At 71.3% G+C, this 17427-nt stretch carries 15 protein-coding genes and 1 pseudogene; 6 read left to right on the top strand and 10 right to left on the bottom strand.

The window, feature by feature from the left end; all coding sequences use genetic code 11:
- Window positions 1–246: 246 nt before the first annotated feature.
- Both V6V89_RS01880 and V6V89_RS01885 read left to right on the top strand, forming a co-directional pair.
- On the top strand, window positions 247–1266 hold the full coding sequence (locus V6V89_RS01880) for an acyl-CoA dehydrogenase family protein (protein ID WP_334617123.1): 1020 nt from the start codon (window positions 247–249) through the stop codon (window positions 1264–1266).
- A 214-nt stretch (window positions 1267–1480) separates the two neighbouring features.
- Window positions 1481–2092, top strand: coding sequence for a hypothetical protein (locus tag V6V89_RS01885; protein ID WP_334617124.1), 612 nt, complete (start codon window positions 1481–1483; stop codon window positions 2090–2092).
- Here the strand turns inward: V6V89_RS01885 and V6V89_RS01890 are convergent.
- The 10 genes and pseudogenes from V6V89_RS01890 to V6V89_RS01930 form a co-directional block, all read right to left on the bottom strand.
- Window positions 2057–3205, bottom strand: coding sequence for a DegT/DnrJ/EryC1/StrS family aminotransferase (locus V6V89_RS01890; RefSeq protein ID WP_334617125.1), 1149 nt, complete (start codon window positions 3203–3205; stop codon window positions 2057–2059). The two genes, V6V89_RS01885 and V6V89_RS01890, sit on opposite strands and share 36 nt — an antisense overlap.
- 9 nt (window positions 3206–3214) lie before the next feature.
- On the bottom strand, window positions 3215–4246 hold the full coding sequence (locus tag V6V89_RS01895) for an NAD-dependent epimerase/dehydratase family protein (RefSeq protein WP_334617126.1): 1032 nt from the start codon (window positions 4244–4246) through the stop codon (window positions 3215–3217).
- Window positions 4243–4770: an adenylyltransferase/cytidyltransferase family protein gene (locus tag V6V89_RS01900; RefSeq protein WP_334617127.1), complete on the bottom strand. Its 528-nt coding sequence runs from the start codon at window positions 4768–4770 to the stop codon at window positions 4243–4245. Before V6V89_RS01900 ends, V6V89_RS01895 begins: the two co-directional genes overlap by 4 nt.
- A complete protein-coding gene (locus tag V6V89_RS01905) occupies window positions 4767–6113 on the bottom strand; it encodes a hypothetical protein (RefSeq protein WP_334617128.1) in 1347 nt (448 codons plus the stop codon). Before V6V89_RS01905 ends, V6V89_RS01900 begins: the two co-directional genes overlap by 4 nt.
- A gap of 11 nt (window positions 6114–6124) precedes the next feature.
- Complete coding sequence (locus V6V89_RS01910; protein ID WP_334617129.1) at window positions 6125–8377, bottom strand: ROK family protein; 2253 nt, start codon at window positions 8375–8377, stop codon at window positions 6125–6127.
- A gap of 4 nt (window positions 8378–8381) precedes the next feature.
- A complete protein-coding gene (locus V6V89_RS01915) occupies window positions 8382–10283 on the bottom strand; it encodes a 3-dehydroquinate synthase family protein (protein WP_334617130.1) in 1902 nt (633 codons plus the stop codon).
- Entirely contained in the window at window positions 10283–10927 is a 645-nt protein-coding gene (locus V6V89_RS01920; protein ID WP_334617131.1) for a hypothetical protein, read from the bottom strand. The genes V6V89_RS01915 and V6V89_RS01920 overlap by 1 nt, the downstream gene beginning before the upstream one ends.
- 3 nt (window positions 10928–10930) lie before the next feature.
- A pseudogene (locus V6V89_RS41585) lies at window positions 10931–11335 on the bottom strand (alcohol dehydrogenase catalytic domain-containing protein); the annotation flags it as partial.
- A gap of 101 nt (window positions 11336–11436) precedes the next feature.
- Window positions 11437–12078: a DUF402 domain-containing protein gene (locus V6V89_RS01925; RefSeq protein WP_334617132.1), complete on the bottom strand. Its 642-nt coding sequence runs from the start codon at window positions 12076–12078 to the stop codon at window positions 11437–11439.
- Window positions 12079–12128: 50 nt separating this feature from the next.
- Complete coding sequence (locus V6V89_RS01930; protein WP_334617133.1) at window positions 12129–12947, bottom strand: HAD-IA family hydrolase; 819 nt, start codon at window positions 12945–12947, stop codon at window positions 12129–12131.
- Here V6V89_RS01930 and V6V89_RS01935 point away from each other — a divergent pair.
- From V6V89_RS01935 to gntD, 4 genes are all read left to right on the top strand, one after another.
- Window positions 12890–14062 carry a glycosyltransferase family 2 protein gene (locus V6V89_RS01935; protein ID WP_334617134.1) on the top strand — a complete coding sequence of 391 codons (1173 nt, stop codon included), beginning with the start codon at window positions 12890–12892 and terminating at the stop codon, window positions 14060–14062. The genes V6V89_RS01930 and V6V89_RS01935 overlap by 58 nt on opposite strands.
- A 36-nt stretch (window positions 14063–14098) precedes the next feature.
- Window positions 14099–15001 carry a glycosyltransferase family 8 protein gene (locus tag V6V89_RS01940; protein WP_334617135.1) on the top strand — a complete coding sequence of 301 codons (903 nt, stop codon included), beginning with the start codon at window positions 14099–14101 and terminating at the stop codon, window positions 14999–15001.
- Window positions 14998–16272 (top strand): MFS transporter, encoded by a 1275-nt coding sequence (locus tag V6V89_RS01945; protein WP_334617136.1) that lies wholly within the window; start codon window positions 14998–15000, stop codon window positions 16270–16272. The genes V6V89_RS01940 and V6V89_RS01945 overlap by 4 nt, the downstream gene beginning before the upstream one ends.
- A 114-nt stretch (window positions 16273–16386) precedes the next feature.
- On the top strand, window positions 16387–17421 hold the full coding sequence (gene gntD / locus V6V89_RS01950; RefSeq protein WP_334617137.1) for a guanitoxin biosynthesis L-enduracididine beta-hydroxylase GntD: 1035 nt from the start codon (window positions 16387–16389) through the stop codon (window positions 17419–17421).
- The last annotated feature ends 6 nt before the right edge of the window (window positions 17422–17427 follow it).

Genomic DNA, 17427 nt, shown 5'->3' on the forward strand with positions numbered 1-17427 from the left:
TCGTTCTCCGGCGATGTTTCCGTGGTGCGTCCGGTAGATCGTGCGGACGCGGCACGCGAAGCCACAACACCGACGCCCGCGCCGGAAAGACGCCATCCACAGCAAAGACGTTGCCTGATGCGGACCGAGCGTCGCAGACCGTGCCTGTAGTATGGCCGGGTTACTGAGGACGGTGATCAATGAAGGCTCATGCTTATCAGACAGCCACCAGCCCAGCACCAGCCCCGATCCGCGATGGCGGGATAGATGCCTGACGCGGCGTGGTTTCTAGCCCGGACCGACGAGATCGTCGAGGATGTGCTGTTTCCGTCGGCCGCCCAGGTCGACCGGGCCGATCGGATCCCGGAGGAGCACCTCGACCTCCTGGCCAGCGAGGGTTTCTACGGTGTCGCGGCGCCGCCTGAGGAGGGCGGGCTAGGTCCGGACATGACGACGGCGGCATACCAACTCGAGGCGCTCGCCAGCGGCTGCCTGGCCACGACGTTCGTGTGGATGCAGCATCACGGCGCCGTGCTCGCCGCCGCCTTCAGCGACCGGCCGGGGGTGCAAGAGCGCTGGTTGCGACCGCTGGCGCGTGGTGAACGGCGGGGCGGGATCGCACTCACTGGGCTGCGGCCGGGTGCGGCCTTGCTCAAGGTGCGGCCTGTAACGGGCGGCTATCTGCTTGACGGGCAGGCGCCGTGGGTCACCGGCTGGGGAATGATCGACGTCCTGTACCTGGGCGCTCGTGATGACGCCGACCTTGTCCATTTCTTCCTGATGGACGCGGCGCCCGCCGACACCCTCTCCGTCGTGCGCCAACAGCTGACCGCGGCGCATGCCAGCAGCACCGTGACGCTGCGATTCACGGGCCATTTCGTTCCCGAGGACCGATTGGTCGCTACGCAGCCACATGAGGCGTGGGTAGGTGACGATGCCGCGGGCTCGGCGCTCAACGGCTTTCTCGCGCTAGGTGTGGTTCGCCGCTGTTGCCGGCTGCTGGGGCCAGGCCCGCTGGACGAGGAGCTGCCAGCCGCGCGCGCGGCGCTTCTCGCCGCCGACGCCGCCACGACGGCGGTCGCCCGAGCGGCCGCGTCGGAGCTTGCGCTGCGGGCGTCTGCGATGTTGAGCGTGCGCCGGGGCAGCCGGTCGGTGCTCGCCGACGACCCGGCGTCACGGTCGATCCGGGAAGCCGCTTTCCTCCTTGTCTTCGGAACGCGGCCGACGATCCGCGACGCGCTGCTCGACCGTTTCGGCGCGTCCACCATCTCGTCGGGGACGGGATGACGCATAGAGACGGGCGGTGCCCTCGGCATCACACGGCGACTTGACCGCGAGCCAAGAATGTTCATGCCTTTCCTGGCTACACGGGGGTCACCGCCCGTAGGTACTTGCGGTTTCGGTCGCGTAATCTCACACTGCTCAACATGCGGATGGTGATTGGTGCTCGTTGCGTGGAGCGACGAGCCGGCGATACAGGGCCTCAGGGCCAGGAGGACCGATGAATAGATACGTCATCACGATCACGGCGGACAACGACGGCGCGGCCGGTCCGGGCGTGTCACACACGACGATCCGCATCGACACCTCCAGCGGCCAGGCACGCATCACCGAAGTGACCATCTCCGCGCCGAGCGGCGGTGGTCTCGCTCCCACGGACCTGCCCGCCATGGATCTCAACCTGCTCGTCCGGGCCCTCACGGCGGCCGAGCCCCGCGCTGTCAACCGTGGACAGTCCCAGCAGCAGCGCCGCGCGGCGGGCGCCGAACCGGACGGCGCGGCGCCAGCGCCCTCAGCGCCACCGCGGGTGCCGGAGTCAACGGCGCCATCGTCGCGTTCGCGAGTGCGACAGCCGTCGAGTGGAAGGGCCGCCGCGCGCACTTCCCGCACCGTGAAGAGCACCGCCAGCGGTGCGACGCGTACCCGCGCCGCGACGGCGGGCTCCGGCGTGCGGGCGTACCGCCGGATGCCGGCCCCCGAGCAGGTCATGGATGTGTACCGCGAGGCCGGCACGATCACCGGCGTCGCCGAGCATTTCGAGGTGCCCCGGCACACCGCCGCCGGCTGGGCCCGCCGCCTACGTGCGCTCGGATACACCATCGGCCGCCAGTGACCAGGCCGCGGCGGCGGCCCGATAGTGCTCACGTACGGCGTCGATCACGATGCGGACCTGCTCGTCCGACAGCGCCGGGCTGCACGGCAGCGAGACGATCCGGCCGGCCTGCTCCTCAGTGCGGCGCAGCTCACCGGCCAGCGTCACGGCACCGGTGAAGGCGGGCTGCTGGTGTGCCGGCACCGGGTAGTGAATCCGCACGTCCACACCGGCGGCGCTCATCGATTCGAGGAAGGGCGTCCGGTCCGAAACCTGCATGACGTAGTGGTGATAGACGCTCTCCACGCCGTCGGTGCGGGCCGGAAGGACCACGGGCAGTTCCGTGAAAGCCTCGTTGTAGGCGTCCGCGATCGAGCGCCGGCGGGCGTTGTCCCGGTCCAACCGGCGCAGCCGCACGCGGAGGGTGGCCGCGTGCACCGTGTCGAGGCGGGCGTTGTCGCCGAGGGCAACCGCGAACCCGCGATCGGCCAGCCCGTGGTTGCGCAGTGTCCGCAGCCGCTCGGCCAGATCGGCGTGGTTGGTGACGATGACGCCCGCGTCACCGGGCGCCGGCAGGTTCTTCAGTGGGTGCAGCGAGAAACACCCCAGGTCACCGAGGATGGTGGCGCGCTCCGCGTCGATCCGGGCGCCCTGCGCCTGTGAGCAGTCGGCCACCACATGAAGGTCATGCTCGCGTGCGAGATCGATCAGCTCCGCCATGCGCGCCGGTCGCCCGCGCAGGTGTACGGGGAAGATCGCCTTGGTCCGCGGCGAAATCGCCTGCCGTACGGCGTCGACATCGATGTTCTCGTCGTCGGCGACGTCCACCAGGACCGGCCGCGCCCCCACCAACAATATGGACGACACGGTGGACAGGAACGAATTGGCCACAGTGATCACTTCGGCGCCTGGTCCGACACCCAGCGCGCGCAGTGCGAGCACCAACGCGGACGTACCGGAGGACACACCGACCGCGAAACGGGCTCCACAGTAGGCGGCGAACTCCTGCTCGAACGCCGTCACCTCGGCACCGAGGATGTAGTCTCCCCGGTCCAGTACAGCGCCGATGGCGGACAACAACTCGGCATGCAGGGTCTGGTCACGTACGGCAAGGTCGACGAAGGGTACGCGCACATTGGCCTCCTAGTCGGTGGTGCCTTGGGCGGCGTCGGGCGGCGGATCGCTCAGCCGCTTGAGCCGACGCACGTTGTAGTAGCGGTCGTCGACGAGCGGATCGGGCACCAGACCGCGGTCGAAGGCGTCGCACAGGTCGTGCACCCCGTGTTCCAGGGACAGCCGGGGCGCGAAGCCGAACATGCGGCTCACCTTCCTGGCGTCGATGGTGTACGAGCGCCGGTCGGCGGGCGGCGTCGCGGCGAACTCCCTGACGGCGCGGCCATCGCCGTACCGCTTGTTGACCAGTTGGGTGACGCGGTCCGCGATCTCCGAGACGGTGAGGTTGTCGCGGACGGCGTTGAAGGCCTCGAAGCCCGACCACGGCCATGGCCGGTCCACCAACTCGGCGCACAGCCGGGCGGCGTCGGTGACGTGCAGGACCGGCCGCCGCTGCTCGCCGCCGAACACGGTCACCCGGCCGGCGGCGAGGGCCTGGGCGGTGAACAGGTTGACGGTCAGGTCCAGGCGCAGTCGGGGTGAGTAGCCGCACAACGCCGCTGGACGCACCGAGACCGCGCGGAACCGCTCGTCAGCCACAGCGCGCAGGTGCTCTTCCGCGCGGCACTTCGTGACGCCGTATTGGGTGATCGGGTCGGTGGGCGTCGTCTCGTCGACCGGTTCACCGCCGGCGATGCCGTACACGCTGGCCGAGGAGACGAACACGATCCGGCGAGCGCCCGCGGCCCGGGCGGCGTCCACCACTGTCCGGGAACCCGCCACGTTCGTGGACTCCGCCAGGTCGGGTGCGAGGTCGCAGCTCGGGTCGTTGGCGATCGCGGCGAGGTGTACGACCGCCTCCGTGCCGGCGACGCACCGGGCGACCGCTTCCGGGTCCCGCACGTCGCCGTCGAGCAGGGTGAGCCCATCACGCGGCGACAGGGCGGTCCGGCCGTACACGAACAGGTCCAGCACGCGTATCTGGTGGCCGCGCGCGAGCAGCATGGGCACCAGCATCGCGCCGATGTAGCCGGCGCCTCCGGTGACCGCCACCGTGGTCATGACAGGCTTTTCTGCAGTCGCGTGGACGAAAGCACGAGCGGGTCATGGGAGAACGCGACGGCGCCGCCGTACCGCGCGACGACTTCCTGCTCGGCGAGGAACCTAGGGTCCGCGGCGCCGCGCGTTTCGTACTCCGCGCCGCGCACGTAGACATCTGGCCGCAGCGCGCGCAGCACCGGTATCGCCGTGGCCGTAGGGCTTGGTATGACGAAGTCGACGCACTCCAGCTCTGCCAGGAACTCCATGCGCTGGGCCAGCGGAAACAGCGGCCGGTCCGGCCCTTTGGTGACGTACCGGTCTTCGGTCACCGCGACGACGAGCAGGTCACCCATCGCCCGCGCCTCCCGGAAGTGCCGGACGTGTCCAAGGTGGACCAGGTCGAAGCACCCCTGGCTCAGCACGACCCGACGGCCCGCCGCGCGCGGCGGCGCCACGCGTGCCCTGATCGCGTCGAGGTGGCAGATCTTCTCCTGTCGGGTCGGCGCGGCCCATCGGGACGCCGTCTCCCGCGGGTGGACGCTCATGATGCCCGTGCCTCTCCAGCGCCGACCGCCGGCGCCAGTCGTAGTAGCAGTGCCCGCTCACCGAGCGAGGCGCACGTGGCCGCGGCGATGTTCGCCTGTGCGCGTGTCAAGGGGTCCAGGGCCGCTGGCGGTGCGATCGCGACCACTCCCAGGTCGGCCGCGGGATACGCGGCCTGGTAGCTATGGTGGTTCCAGGTACTTCCGCGATGCACCTCCCAGCCACCGCGGGAGAGGGTCGCCAGCCGGGGCACCGCGCCGGCCAGCCGGGGCCAGGCCGCCGGGTCGTAGCAGACGAGGTGGGCGCGGGCCAGCTCCGGGCGGCGCCGTAGCCACGCCGCGGCGTGTGGCAGGAGCTCGCCAGCGGGCACCGGCAGGGGATCCGGCAGCGCACCCCCGAGCAGTTCCTTGTAGTGGCGGACTGCCGGATGGTCCGCGAAGCGGATCCCGCGTTGCAGCCCGACGCACGCCACGAGTGCGGCGGCGGCGTGGCAGTGGGTCATGAGCCGGGTCAGCGTCGGCACCCGGCCGCGCGGGGCGGGCAGGCGCAGCGTGACCGCGCCTTCGGCCGGGGCCGTCCCGACCTCCCACCACGGCTCTTCACGCGTCGAGGCCACTTTCCCGCCCAGGCCCTGCCTGATGGACTGGAGCACGAACAGGACAAGTCCGGCTCCGCTGCCGTGCGGCAGCACCAGGCGTACCCGCGAGGGCGTCTCGGGTATCCGGCGAGAGGCTGCGGCCGCCCACCGGCCGGTGGCCCACGCGAGGCCGAGGAATCCGCGGTACGCCTCCCCCAGCGCGCTGAGATCGCCGCCCGCCAGCGCGGCGGCCAGGAGGAACGGGCGGCTCACCGGGGCTCCGAACAGCGCCACCGTCGGCCGGCGCGGGTCGATCGGAATGTCGGCGCCGCGCAGCCACCGTGGCGCCAACGCGAACCGGTCGCGCAGCGCCTCCGCGAGCAGCGCGGTCTCCGTCGTACGCCCCGACTCGGACACCGCGACGACGACGGTGGCCGCGGGCGCGTCGTTGAGGGCCTCGGCGACCGCCGCCGGGTCAAGGCGGTCCACAATTCTGAGTCGCCCCGCCGGATCGGCGGTCTCGGCGACAGCGCGGAGGCCGAACGCCCACCCGCCGGTGCCGACGAACACCACGCGGTCGGCCCGCAGCAGATCGCCGAACGGCAGTAGGGCGCGGCGGACCGCTCGCCACGGCGGCGGCGCCGCCCACCCGAGCCGCGGTACACCGTCCACTGTGGCGAGTTCGGCGGCGGCGCCGGCCGTGCCCCGCCGGTGGCCCGCCGCGGCTGCGCACACCGCGTCCCAGAGCGCCGTACCACGCCGGTTCACCGCCACCGCCGCTACCCGCCGATCGCCGGAAGCGTGCCGGTGGCGGGGCGTACGACCTCACCGTCGAGGCGGAGGTCGACCACCACTCGCAGCGCCGGTGTGCCGCGAACGGTGCCGGTGCCGGCCAGCTCCGCCGCCACCCCGGGCAGCGCGGGCAGCGAGACGACGTGGCTGACGAGCTGGTCGAGGCGCAACCGGTGCGGTTTTTCCAGGTCGCACAGCGCGGCCGCCGCCAGGAAGTCCGCTCGCCGCCCGCCACGGCTGCCGGTCACCAGGGCCTTGCGCCCGGCCGGTGTGGTCACGATCTCGCTGCCGGCGCTCGCGCGAAGGGAGCCTACGGCCAGCTCTCGCCCAGCTGCCAGGGGCAGGCGGCAGCCCGGGGGAAAGCCTCCGAACAGGTGCATGGCAGCGCCGTCGGCCAGGCCCTGCCAGACCAGGGCGGCCACCGCCGGGCCGGCACCCGCGCCGACCGCGACGAACGCGACGTCCGCGCCGGCACCGCCTGTCGCCTTCCGGACGGCGGGCGCGAGACCATCGTCGAGCGGAAGCACGTGCTCGGGCTGACACAAACCCAGCTGGACGGCGCGCCGCCGGGTCTGCGGAGAACGGGTCGCGAGCAGGACGGTGCGGGCTCCGCGATGCCGCGCCAGGAGCATGTGCAGCAGGCCGGCGACGCCGCCTCCCACGACCAGCGTGTCCAGGCCGGGCGACGCCTGGGCGGTCAGATCCTGGGCACGTATCACTCCAGCCAGCGGCTCCAGCAGGACCAGTTCGGCCCCGGCCGGCCGGGGCAGCTGGACGACCTGCCCCCGCAGCGCGACGGCCGCGTCCAGCACGAGCAGCTCCGCGAACACGCCAGGCCGGTTGTGCCCTATCTTGTCGTCGTCGTCGCGCGGGCTGTTCGGGTTGATGCCGACCACGTCGCCGGGTGCCAGGTCCGGCACGTCCGCCCCGACCTCGACCACCTCGGCGACGCACTCGTGCCCGGGTACGCCGGGCTCGCAGCCGCGTTCGCCGCGCAGGATTTGCAGGTCGGTGCCGCAGACGCCGACGAACGCGGGGCGCAGCAGGAACTGCTCGCGGCCGCACCGAGGGCGGCCGCCATGGCGCAGGACGAGCCGCCCTTCGCCGACGGGCTTGACCACGGTGACGCTCTGCGCGTTCCGCTCGGCCATGTACGCGGCCATGCCGGCGAGCGACGCGTCCTCGGCATCGGCCGGCACGTGCACCAGTCGCTCCTTGTCGGCTGCCGTCCAGCCCGCGTACCAGCCGGTGCTCGGCATCAGTGCGGCGATGTTGCGCCGGAGGGCGGCGAACCATGGCGGCCCTACGCCGTGGGCGAAGCCGCCCACCACGACGGCGGTACACAGGCCCAGGTCTGCGCAGATGTGGATGAGGCGCGCGGCGAGCGCGCGTGTACCCCGGCGCAACACCTCGGCGGTGAACGGGTCCGCGTCGGCGGCCGACCGCGCCAGCAGCTCGGCGGTTATCCGGTTTGGGTCGCCCTGGCACAGTTGGGCCAGTAGACCGCCAGCGAAACGTCCCGGCGCCCGCCGCGCCAGCGCGGCCGCGTCACGGATCACGGCCGGTCCGCTGGTGTAGGAGCAGAGGTCCGCTACCGCGCCGCACTCGCACCACGGGACGCCACGGGCCTCGAGTTCGGCGCGCGCGGCGGCGTCGCCCGCCGCGGCCGCTGGTCCGAGGCCGGCCGGTACCGACTGGAGCAGCGACGGCTCGACGACGGTGTGCCCGCTCTCGCCGCCCAGCCCATCCGGGTCCAGCAGCAGCCGCTGGCCGGCTGGCAGCGCGGCGTCGAACGCCTTTACCGCCACCCCGGTGCTGACCGTGACGAGCGCGTAGCGGCCAAGTCGCCGGTAGTGCCACGCCGACGCCGCGACATCGTTCAGTACCCGGATCCGCGCCCACGGCAGCCGCGCGCCGAGCGCGCCCACGACGTCGTAGCCGGCGCTCGGCGAGAGCCACAACACGCTCGCGTCGCGCACGACACCCGCGGTGGTGATCACCGCTCCGAACGCGACCCCGATATCGTCGACCGGCTCGGCGGCCTCTGCCCGCATGCGGTCGACGTGGCGCGCTACCCGGTCGAACAGCTCCTCCCGGAGGGTGTCAAGCCCACGGAACCGGTCTCTGCGCGGCGACGGGGTCGGGAAACGCGTCACCGCACCGGCGAGGTGGCCGCCGCGGTGGAACGCGACCCGCGTGGTCGTGCCCCCCACGTCGACGACGATGCCCACACCGCTCATCCGGTCACGCTCGAAGCTCGGCGCACGCCCGGCGGACCGTGTCGAATGTGAGGCCGTCGTCGGGTTCCAGGAAGCCGCCGGCGCCCGTGCCCGTGGGCGCGACGAGCACTGGAACGCCTCCCTTGTGCGATTTGATGTCCACGCACAGCCATCGCCACAGCCGTTCCGGCTCGCACAGCCGGTCGAACGTTGGCAGTCCGACCCGGTTGAGCAGCCGGATCATCCGCTCGTGGACCGACGGTGAGAGCCGGCCGGCCAACACCGCGAGCTGACTGGCGAGCGCCATGCCGATCGACACCGCCTCGCCGTGGCGCAGCCGGTATCCCGACTCTGCCTCAAGCAGGTGGCCGTACTCGTGCCCGAAGTCGGGCAACCGCCGCAGCTCCCGCTCGAACGGATTGGTGGACAGCTCGCCGAGCATCGCGGCGATCGCCCCTTCCATCACGCGCCGGCTCTCCGGACTCTGCCGGCGGGTGAGGACGCTCTCGTGGTGCCGCTCGATGAGCCCGAAGAGCTCGCCATCGGTGACCATGGCGATCTTGATCGCCTCCGCCAGCCCGCAGCGCACCTCCTGCGACGGCAGTGTGGCGAGGAACGCCGGGTCGCACAGGCAGGCCAGCGGCGCATGATACCCGCCCAGCAGGTTCTTTCGCGTGCCGACGTTGACCGCGACCTTGAGGCCGATGCCCGCGTCGATCATGCCAACCAGGGTGGTCGGGACGCGAAGGTACGGCGTGCCGCCGCGGTACATCAACGCCGCCGTGCCGACGAGGTCCAGCACGGTGCCGCCGCCGACACCGAGCAGCACGTCCGTGGGGCCGAAATCCATCCGATCAGCGGTGCGGACCAGGCGATCCAGCCGTCCCAACGTCTTGACCGCCGGGGAACTTTCGACGCAGAAGATCTCGAATCCAGCGATCAGGCTCCGCTCCTGGCAGGAGGACAGGTAGCGGCGCACGTCGTCGACGATCCGCGGCGCGTACGCGTCCACCACGGCAAGGACGCGACCGCCGCGCGGCAGCCATTCGGCGAGCCGTCCCGCGCCGGGCTCGGTGTCCGCCGTGTCGCGCTGGCCCCGCCCGTCCGGGCGGCTGGTCGTGCGGAACACGTCGTGGACCGCCTCCACCTGATACGACACAGCGCGTCCAGTTGGCGCGCCGGCGTACCGGGCGGATCGGGTCGTCCAGGCGCGACCGAACCACCGGAACATGGCGGCCAGCGCCGCACGCCGCACGGCCGTCAGGGCCTCGCCTTCAAGCGGCGAGCCGAGGAGCGCCTCCGCCACCCCGGAGTCCATTGTGGCCAGTTCCTCGAGCGCCGCCTCCTCTTCGGGTGTGCACGCCGCGGCCAGCAGCACATCCTCGTCGACGACCACCGTGACCTGCTGGCGCCGCACGGCGAAGGGTCCCGGCAACGGCACGCTCGCGGCCGTGCGCACCGCCGCGAGCAGCGCCGGCAGGTCGGACACCACCTGAACCGCCATGGTCTGCCGGCGCAGCAGCGCCGCGGTGGCCACAGCGGTGAGGACCTCGCTGTCGTGCCCGTACACGAGGATCGCGTCGCGGCGGCCCAGCCCGCTCGTGACCGCCGCGTCCGCCAGCCCGGCGATCGCGCTGAGCGGCGAAGCGGCGACCAGCTTCGCCTCGGGCGCGAGGCAGTAGCCGTCGAGTAGTCCACCGGCCTGCTGGCGGTCGAGGTAGCGCACCAGGCGCTCACGCTCCGGCGCGCCGGCGACGACCAGAACCCGCCGTACCCCGGCGAGGTGACCGAGCAGCGCCCGGTTGTCCGGGTCGAGCAGGCCCGGTACGACAGCCAGTCGCCACTCCGCTTCATTGTGCGCGGCGAGTCGGCCCAGGACGACAGGAGATGAAGAGGCGGGCGTCACCACCCGGATGACCCGCGCCATCAGGCGGCCGTGGTGAGGTCGACGACCACTTTGACGTCGTCCGGGCCTCGCCGTAAGGCGTCCGGCCAGGTGGGCAGCGGCACCCGTCGGGTGATGAGCCTCGCCAACCAGTCGGGGTCCGCGCCGGCCAGCGCCGACGCCGCTTGCTCGTAGTGATGGCGGGCGGCGTTCACCGTGCCCATCAGGACCAGGTTGCCGCTCACCAGCCGGTCGATCAGTGCCGCTAGTGGCGCGGGATCAGCCGCTCCGGCCGCGAAACCGGCGAGGCACACCACGCCGTTTCGGGCGACGAGGCGCACCAACTCGGCAACCACGGCGGGCGCACCGGTCGTGTCCAGCACCACGTCGGGCGCCGGGAGGCCGCCAGCGCGCGCCGGCTCGACCGGAACCGCGCCCAGCTCGCCGACGAGCGCCTCGCGACGCTCGGTCCACCGTCGGGCCAGAACGTACGTCTGGTAGCCGCGCCGCACCGCGAGCAGCGCCGCCAGCAGGCCGAGCGCTCCGGCGCCGGAGATGAGCGCGGTCGGCCGGCCAGCCGGTACGCCAGTTTCCGCGATCCGGACGATCCGCTCCCACGCCTTGACCAGCACGCTGGTCGGCTCGACGAGGACACCTGACACGCCCAGCCGGGCGGTGACGGGCACGGCGTACTCCAGCGGGACGCACCACCGCTGTGCACCGTACCCGTCCGCACCGGTGATGCCACACGATGTGTAGTCACCGTTACGGCACGAATCCCACCTCCCGGCGGCACAGCTCACGCATGGCTGAGGGTCTGGCCGCCGCACGACTCCGACCACCAGGTCGCCGGCACGGAATGTGCCGTTTCCGGGAGTCTGGAGCACCCTCCCGAGCGATTCATGACCCACGACGATCCGGTCCGCGCCCCGCGGCGAACGTCCGCGGCGGCCCTCCACGACTTCTCGATCGGTGCCACAGATTCCGACGTACAGCCCTTCGACCAAGAGATGGTCTTTTAACGGCTGTGGATCATGTCGAATTTCGACAGTCGCTGACCTGGGCTCACCTGGACGCACTGACATGACCAGCATTCACACACCCCCGAATGGTCTTTCTCCACGGGGAGGGAACACGCGCTGGATTCCCCCGTTACGGGGAGATAGAAACATCCCATTACGGCGGTGTCAACCCTTCACTGGGCACGCTCGCGGTCCCATCCAGCAGGGAGATCGACCGGCACAGTCCACAGTGGATCGGGGCGGAACTTACACCACGAGCCGTCGAACGGGAACGCTCCGGACTCGACCAACTCGATGGCTCGCGCGCCGGCCGCGCGGACCGCCGTCTCATCATCCACCCAGTAGTGGCTATAGCGCATGTGGCGGGCGAACTGCTCCTCGTCCTTGTACTCCCACGAGCGGTCGGGGCGCACCACGATGTCGATATCATGATCCACAGTGTCGATCCCGGCGAGGTCGCCGTCGACCCACCTGACCGCCGGATACTCCAGGTTCACATACCAACCCCGGAAGTCGCAATCTTCTCCAAAGAACCACCACAGCGAGTAACGCTCACCCGGCGGATGGAGCATCAGGGCGTCACCCGCCCACCGCATCTCGGCCAGCTTCTTGGGGATCCTTCCCCAGTCTTCGAACGGCACCTCGTGGAACAGGCGCCCATCAGCGGCGATGACGTCTCGCGCGGGGCTGCCATCGGCGATCCAGATCAGCAGGCCACGTTCGTCGTCGGCGGCGACCCGCCCCACCCACACCCGGCTCAATTCGTCGTGCTCGAACTGGCGACGCAACACGACACTTCCGACCTTCAGCGACATGCCGGTTGACTGTAGCCCGCGACCGCCAGAAGCGACACCCTCGCGCCGGATCAGCGGTGACCAGAAACGACATCCACGCCTCCGGACGCCGCGTCCGGGACGAATGTCACCGCGGAAAGGTCGGCGATCCAGGGCAAGCCGTCGGCTGGCACACCGACGGCCACGGCGGCGGCGCCGGCGGTTCGGGCCGCCTCGATCCCGGCCGGCGCGTCCTCGAAAACCACCACCCGGCTGGGCGGCACACCGAGCCGCGCGCAGCCCGCCCGATACCCGTCCGGCGCCGGCTTCGGGCGCGCGACGTCGTCGGCGCTCACCAGCACGGCCGGAGCCTTGAGGCCGGCCGCGTCGAGCCGGTCGAGGGCCGCCGGCCGCGGGCAGGAGGTGACGACTCCCCACGGTAGCCCGGCGGCGGCTAGCGCGGCTAGCGCGGTGACCGCGCCGGGCTGTGCGGTCACCGCCTCGACGTAGGCGTCCTCGAGTGCGGCCACGGCGCCGGCGTGCGCGGTCGTGGCAAGCTCGGGCGCGGCCAGCCGCAGGTGATCGAGTGTCGTGCGTCCGAGGCCAAGGGGGTATGTCGCCCTCCCGTCGACGCCGTGCCGTGCGGCCCACTCGTACCACGCCCGACGCACGCACTCTGTGCTGTCCACGAGGACTCCGTCGAGATCAAACAGAACGCCGAGCGCCGGCAAACGCCACATGCTGATCAACATCCTCGCGAGTGAAGATTCATTGACTGCCCTCAGCGACGGGTGGCAGACTTCCAACGGACGGGGGTGCGGTTGTCGCATCCCCCCACGGGGGAGTGTCACACATGGTCCGCGACAAAAGCACCATGCCGCGTGGGCGGCGGCCGTCGCCACATGAACCATCCCCCGGCCACGACGACGGCCGGGAGCCGGACGGGATCAGCGTCGTGACACCCACGCTGGGGAACCCGGCGCGGGTGCGGGCACTTCTGGAGTCGACCCAGGTAGCGGGCGAGAAGGCGGCGATACCGTGGGAGCACATCGTCGTGGACTCCACGCCCGGTGCGCAGGGCCGCGCGATCGCCGAGACCTGCCGGGCACATGGGGCGCGATACGTGCGTGGCCCTGACCGGGTCGGCGCCAAGCGCAATGCCGGCGCCCGGCGGGCACGGCACCCAGTGGTGTTGTTCGTCGACTCCGACTGCGTGGCCGATCCGCAGCTGTTCATCGAGCACCTGCATGGCTACGCCGACCAGCCTGACGTCGGCGGTGTCGGCGGCCCGCACGATCTGCTCGGCGAGGTGGACACATTCGCCCTGTGGGTGCTCGACCGCGCCAAGCGCTACGACTTCCGCAACAACCTCCCACGCCGGTACCGCGAACTGGGCTGGAACCTGACGGCGAACCTCTCGGTGCGTGCCGCGGTGTTCCGCGAGATCGGCGGGTTCGACGAGCGCACCCTCACGGTGGTCGGAGGCGAAGACGTCGACCTGGGCATCCGGATCCGCAAGGCCGGATACCGCATCGTGGCCAACCCCGGCGCGCTGGTCCGGCACGATCCGGACGTGGCCAGCGGGCTGCGCCGGGCCGCGCGGCGGGTCTTCGTGTACGGCCAGGCATCCAGCTGGCTGTGCGGGCGGCATAGCGAGTTCGCGGTACGGCACGCCAACCCTGTGCTGGTCGCCGCCGCGGCGGGGTTGGCCGGGTCGTTGCTGCGCCGGCTTCCGGCCGCGGTCCGCGTCGGCGCGGGACCGGCTGCGCTCGCCGCGCTCGTGTTGCGCGAGGCCGTCACCCGTCACGAGCCGGGCTCCGGCCGCCGAGGTGCGTTGCGGGATGTGCTCTCCGCTCTGGTCGACATCGGCTTCGACGCCGGCCAGGTGTATGGGGCGTTGCGGTCCCGCCAGCTCTGGACCGCCGCCCGGACCTTCGAGTTCATCCAGCCCGGATGGTTCACCCGCTACCCCGATGCCACCGGAGGATGCGGTCGCGCCGGCTGCCTCTGCGTCTCCTGCGACTAAAGACCGCGCCGGCGCACCGCAGCGAAGGAGGAGAACGTGGAACAGCTGCCACCCTTGGTCTGCGCCGTGGATGACGGGTACGCCGGCACCCTCTGCGTGCTGATGGAGTCCTTGGCCGCCGCGCACGGCACCGAGTTGCCGGCATTGCGCATGATCGTGCTGCACCACGGACTCAACGGCGACAGCGACCGGCGCATCCGCACCCACGCCGAGCGGATGGGCCTGCCCATCGAGTTGCGAGTGGTCCCGCGCCCATCGGCCGACTTCCCGGTCTCCGAGTGGGTCAGTGACGCGGTGTACCTTCGGCTGGCCGCGGGTGAGGCGATCACGGACCACCCGGTCGTGCTCTACCTGGACGCCGACCTGCTGGTGCTGGACGACCTTCGGCCACTGCTGCGTACTCCGGTGGCCCCCGTGCTGCTGGCGGCGGTCCGCGACGCCCAGCATCCGGTGATCGGACGCGGCATCTCGCTGCCCGGCTGGCGCGAGCTCGGAGTGCCCGCCGGCCGAGACTACTTCAACAGCGGCGTGATGCTGCTCGACCTGGATGGCTGCCGCCGCGAGGGGTTGTTCGAGGCCTGCCGGCGGTTCCTCGCCGAGACTCCCCAGCACGCCCGGTTCTGGGACCAGGACGCGCTCAACTGGGCGGCCCACGACCGGTGGCTGCGGCTGGATCGGCGGTGGAACACCTTCCCGCTGTCCGCACTCATGCGGATGCCGGACTACGAGAACTACGCCGAGGACATCATCCCGGTGCGGCAGCTCATCGCCGACGAGGACACCGCGGCGATCCTGCACTTCGCCGGGCCGGACAAGCCCTGGCGGCCGGGGTACGCGCCGAGCCGCGCCCTCGACCTCTACCGTTCCTTCGCGGCGGCGGCACGGGCCCGGCAGGACGGCGTGCTGACCGGGCCGCCGCAGGGAGCCGCCGCCCAATGACCGCGGCCGCGAGGTTCCAGGCGCGCTCCCCCGGGCCGCCACTGATCGCCGTCGGCGGCGCCTGGGGCGCCTTCTGGGGAGTCTGGGGCGGGCTGCTGCCGGCCATACCGGAACGGATCGGAAGCCCGCTCAGTGACCTCGGAATCGCGCTGGTGGCGGTGCCGGTGGGGGCGATTCCCGCGATGGCGCTCACCGGACGCCTCGCCCGCGGCCGGGAACGGCTGTCGCTGGCCGCCGCGACGCTGGCCTTCGCCGCCAGCATCGCCGCCCTGGCGACGGTGTCTTCGGCCGTGGCGCTGGGCGTCGTGCTGATGGCGGTCGGAATGACCAGCGGCGCGCTGGACGTGTGCCTCAACATGGCGGCCGGACGGGCCGAGCGGGAGACCGGCCGCCGTCTCTTCCAGCCGGTGCACGCGGCTTTCCCCGTCGGGGTTGTGGTTTTCGCCCCGCTCGCCGGGCTGGCCCGCCAGGTCGGGGTGGGCGTGCCCATCATCCTGGGAATCACCACTGTCCTGGTGCTTGCCGCGGCCGCCGCGTCCCTCACGCTCCCGTTGGGCGCCGCGCCGGAGCCCGCCACCGTGGACGCCCCCGTGCGAGACGGCCGGGGAAACGCCGCGTGGCGCGCCGCCGGGCGGCGACTCGGGCTGGGCATCGGCCTGCTGGGCGCCTGCATGCTCATCGTGGAGAACGGCGTCGAGCACTGGTCGGCGCTGCTACTGGAGGACTTCCGGGACGCGCCGCCGGTTCTGGCCAGCAGCGCGCCCGCCCTGTACTACCTGGCGCTCACCGGTGGCAGGCTGCTCGCTCAGGCGGTGCCAGGGTTTCCGGTGCGGGCGATCGTCGGCATCGGCGCGGTCGGCGGGGGCGCTGGCATCGTCCTCGCGGCGTTGGTGCCCTCGGCCTCGATGACGCTGCTCTGCCTCGCGGTGACGGGCCTCGCGTTCGGCCCGCTGATTCCGGCCCTGCTCAGCCACGCGGCGCGGCACGACCCGGACGGCCGGCTGGTGGCACTGGTGACGACCACCTCCTACGGCGGTTTCGTCGCCAGCCCGCTCTTCGTAGCGACCTTGAACCGGTGGCTCTCACTGCCGGCCGCGGTCGCTTGCCTCGGCCTGCTGACCGTGCCGCTGCTGGCCGCCGCGGTGTTCGGCCGGTTCGCCGTGCCGGCGGGAAGTGTGCCTGACGCCGTCCACGCTCGTCGAGAACGAGCACACGCAAATGGTGAATCGTCAGTGAGCGGGATAGACATTGACCGGCGAATTGACCAATGAAATCATCATTCCTCGGATGCTCAATCGAGAGCGCTGGCGTATCTGGCATCGAGAGACCTCGCGACGCCACACCGTGCCGGTTCCGCCGCGCAGGACGGGGGAAGACGATCCATCATGGCAGTATTCGAGATCACGCTCGGGCCGGCCGACCGCAGGCAGATCGATGACGTTCTCGAGCCCCTCACCAAGCAGTACCAGTCCGTGGAAGACGCCGAGTTCCAGCGGAGGGCGGCCGTCGCCGCGCACGAGCTGCCCAGCGGGCTGCGTGACGCGCTCATCGAGTTCAAGCTGACCGAGCCGGCCGGCGCGTGCCTGGTACGCGGGTTCGACGTCGACGACGCGGCAATCGGTCCGACTCCGAAGCATTGGAACGACCGTTCCACGGTGTCGTCGGCGCTGCGCGAGGAGATCTTCTTCTGCCTCTGCGCCCAGTTGCTCGGCGACCCGGTGGCCTGGGCCACCGAGCAGAACGGCTACGTGATGCACGACATCCTGCCGATCATCGGTCACGAGCGGGAGCACATCGACTCCGGCTCCGAGATCCTGCTCACCTGGCACACCGAGGTGGCCTTCCACCCGTATCGCGCGGACTACATCGGCCTCATGTGCCTGCGGAACCTGGACGCGGTGGAAACCACCTACGCGGATGTGGGCGACCTGTCCCTCGACGAGAACGACCGGGAGGTCCTCCGGAGGGACCTGTTCGTCACCAGGCCGGACGAGATCCACCTGAACCCGGAAAGGTCCAGTGTGGACCGCCAGTCGGACGAGCTGAGCACCCTGATCCAGGACAGCTACCAGTGGGTGCGCGGGATGAACGACAATCCGGTGCCGCGGCCGGTGTTGTTCGGCAGCAAGCAGAAGCCGTACATCTGCCTCGACCCGTACTCGATGGACGAGCCGGGCACACCGGAGGCGCGTGCGGCCTTCGAGAAGATCTGCGCCGAGGTGGAACGGAAGATCACCGGCATCGCACTACGCCCCGGCGACATCCTGTTCATCGACAACTTCATGTCGGTACACGGGCGTAAGCCTTTCCAGGCCCGGTTCGACGGCACAGACCGCTGGCTGAAGCGGCTGAACCTCGTTCGCGACCTGCGCAAGTCGCGCAGCGTGCGGGTCGGCTCAGACAGCCGGGTCATCTACTGAGGCGGC

The sequence above is a fragment of the Micromonospora sp. CPCC 206061 genome, from assembly GCF_036906915.1.
Taxonomy (GTDB): Bacteria; Actinomycetota; Actinomycetes; order Mycobacteriales; family Micromonosporaceae; genus Phytohabitans.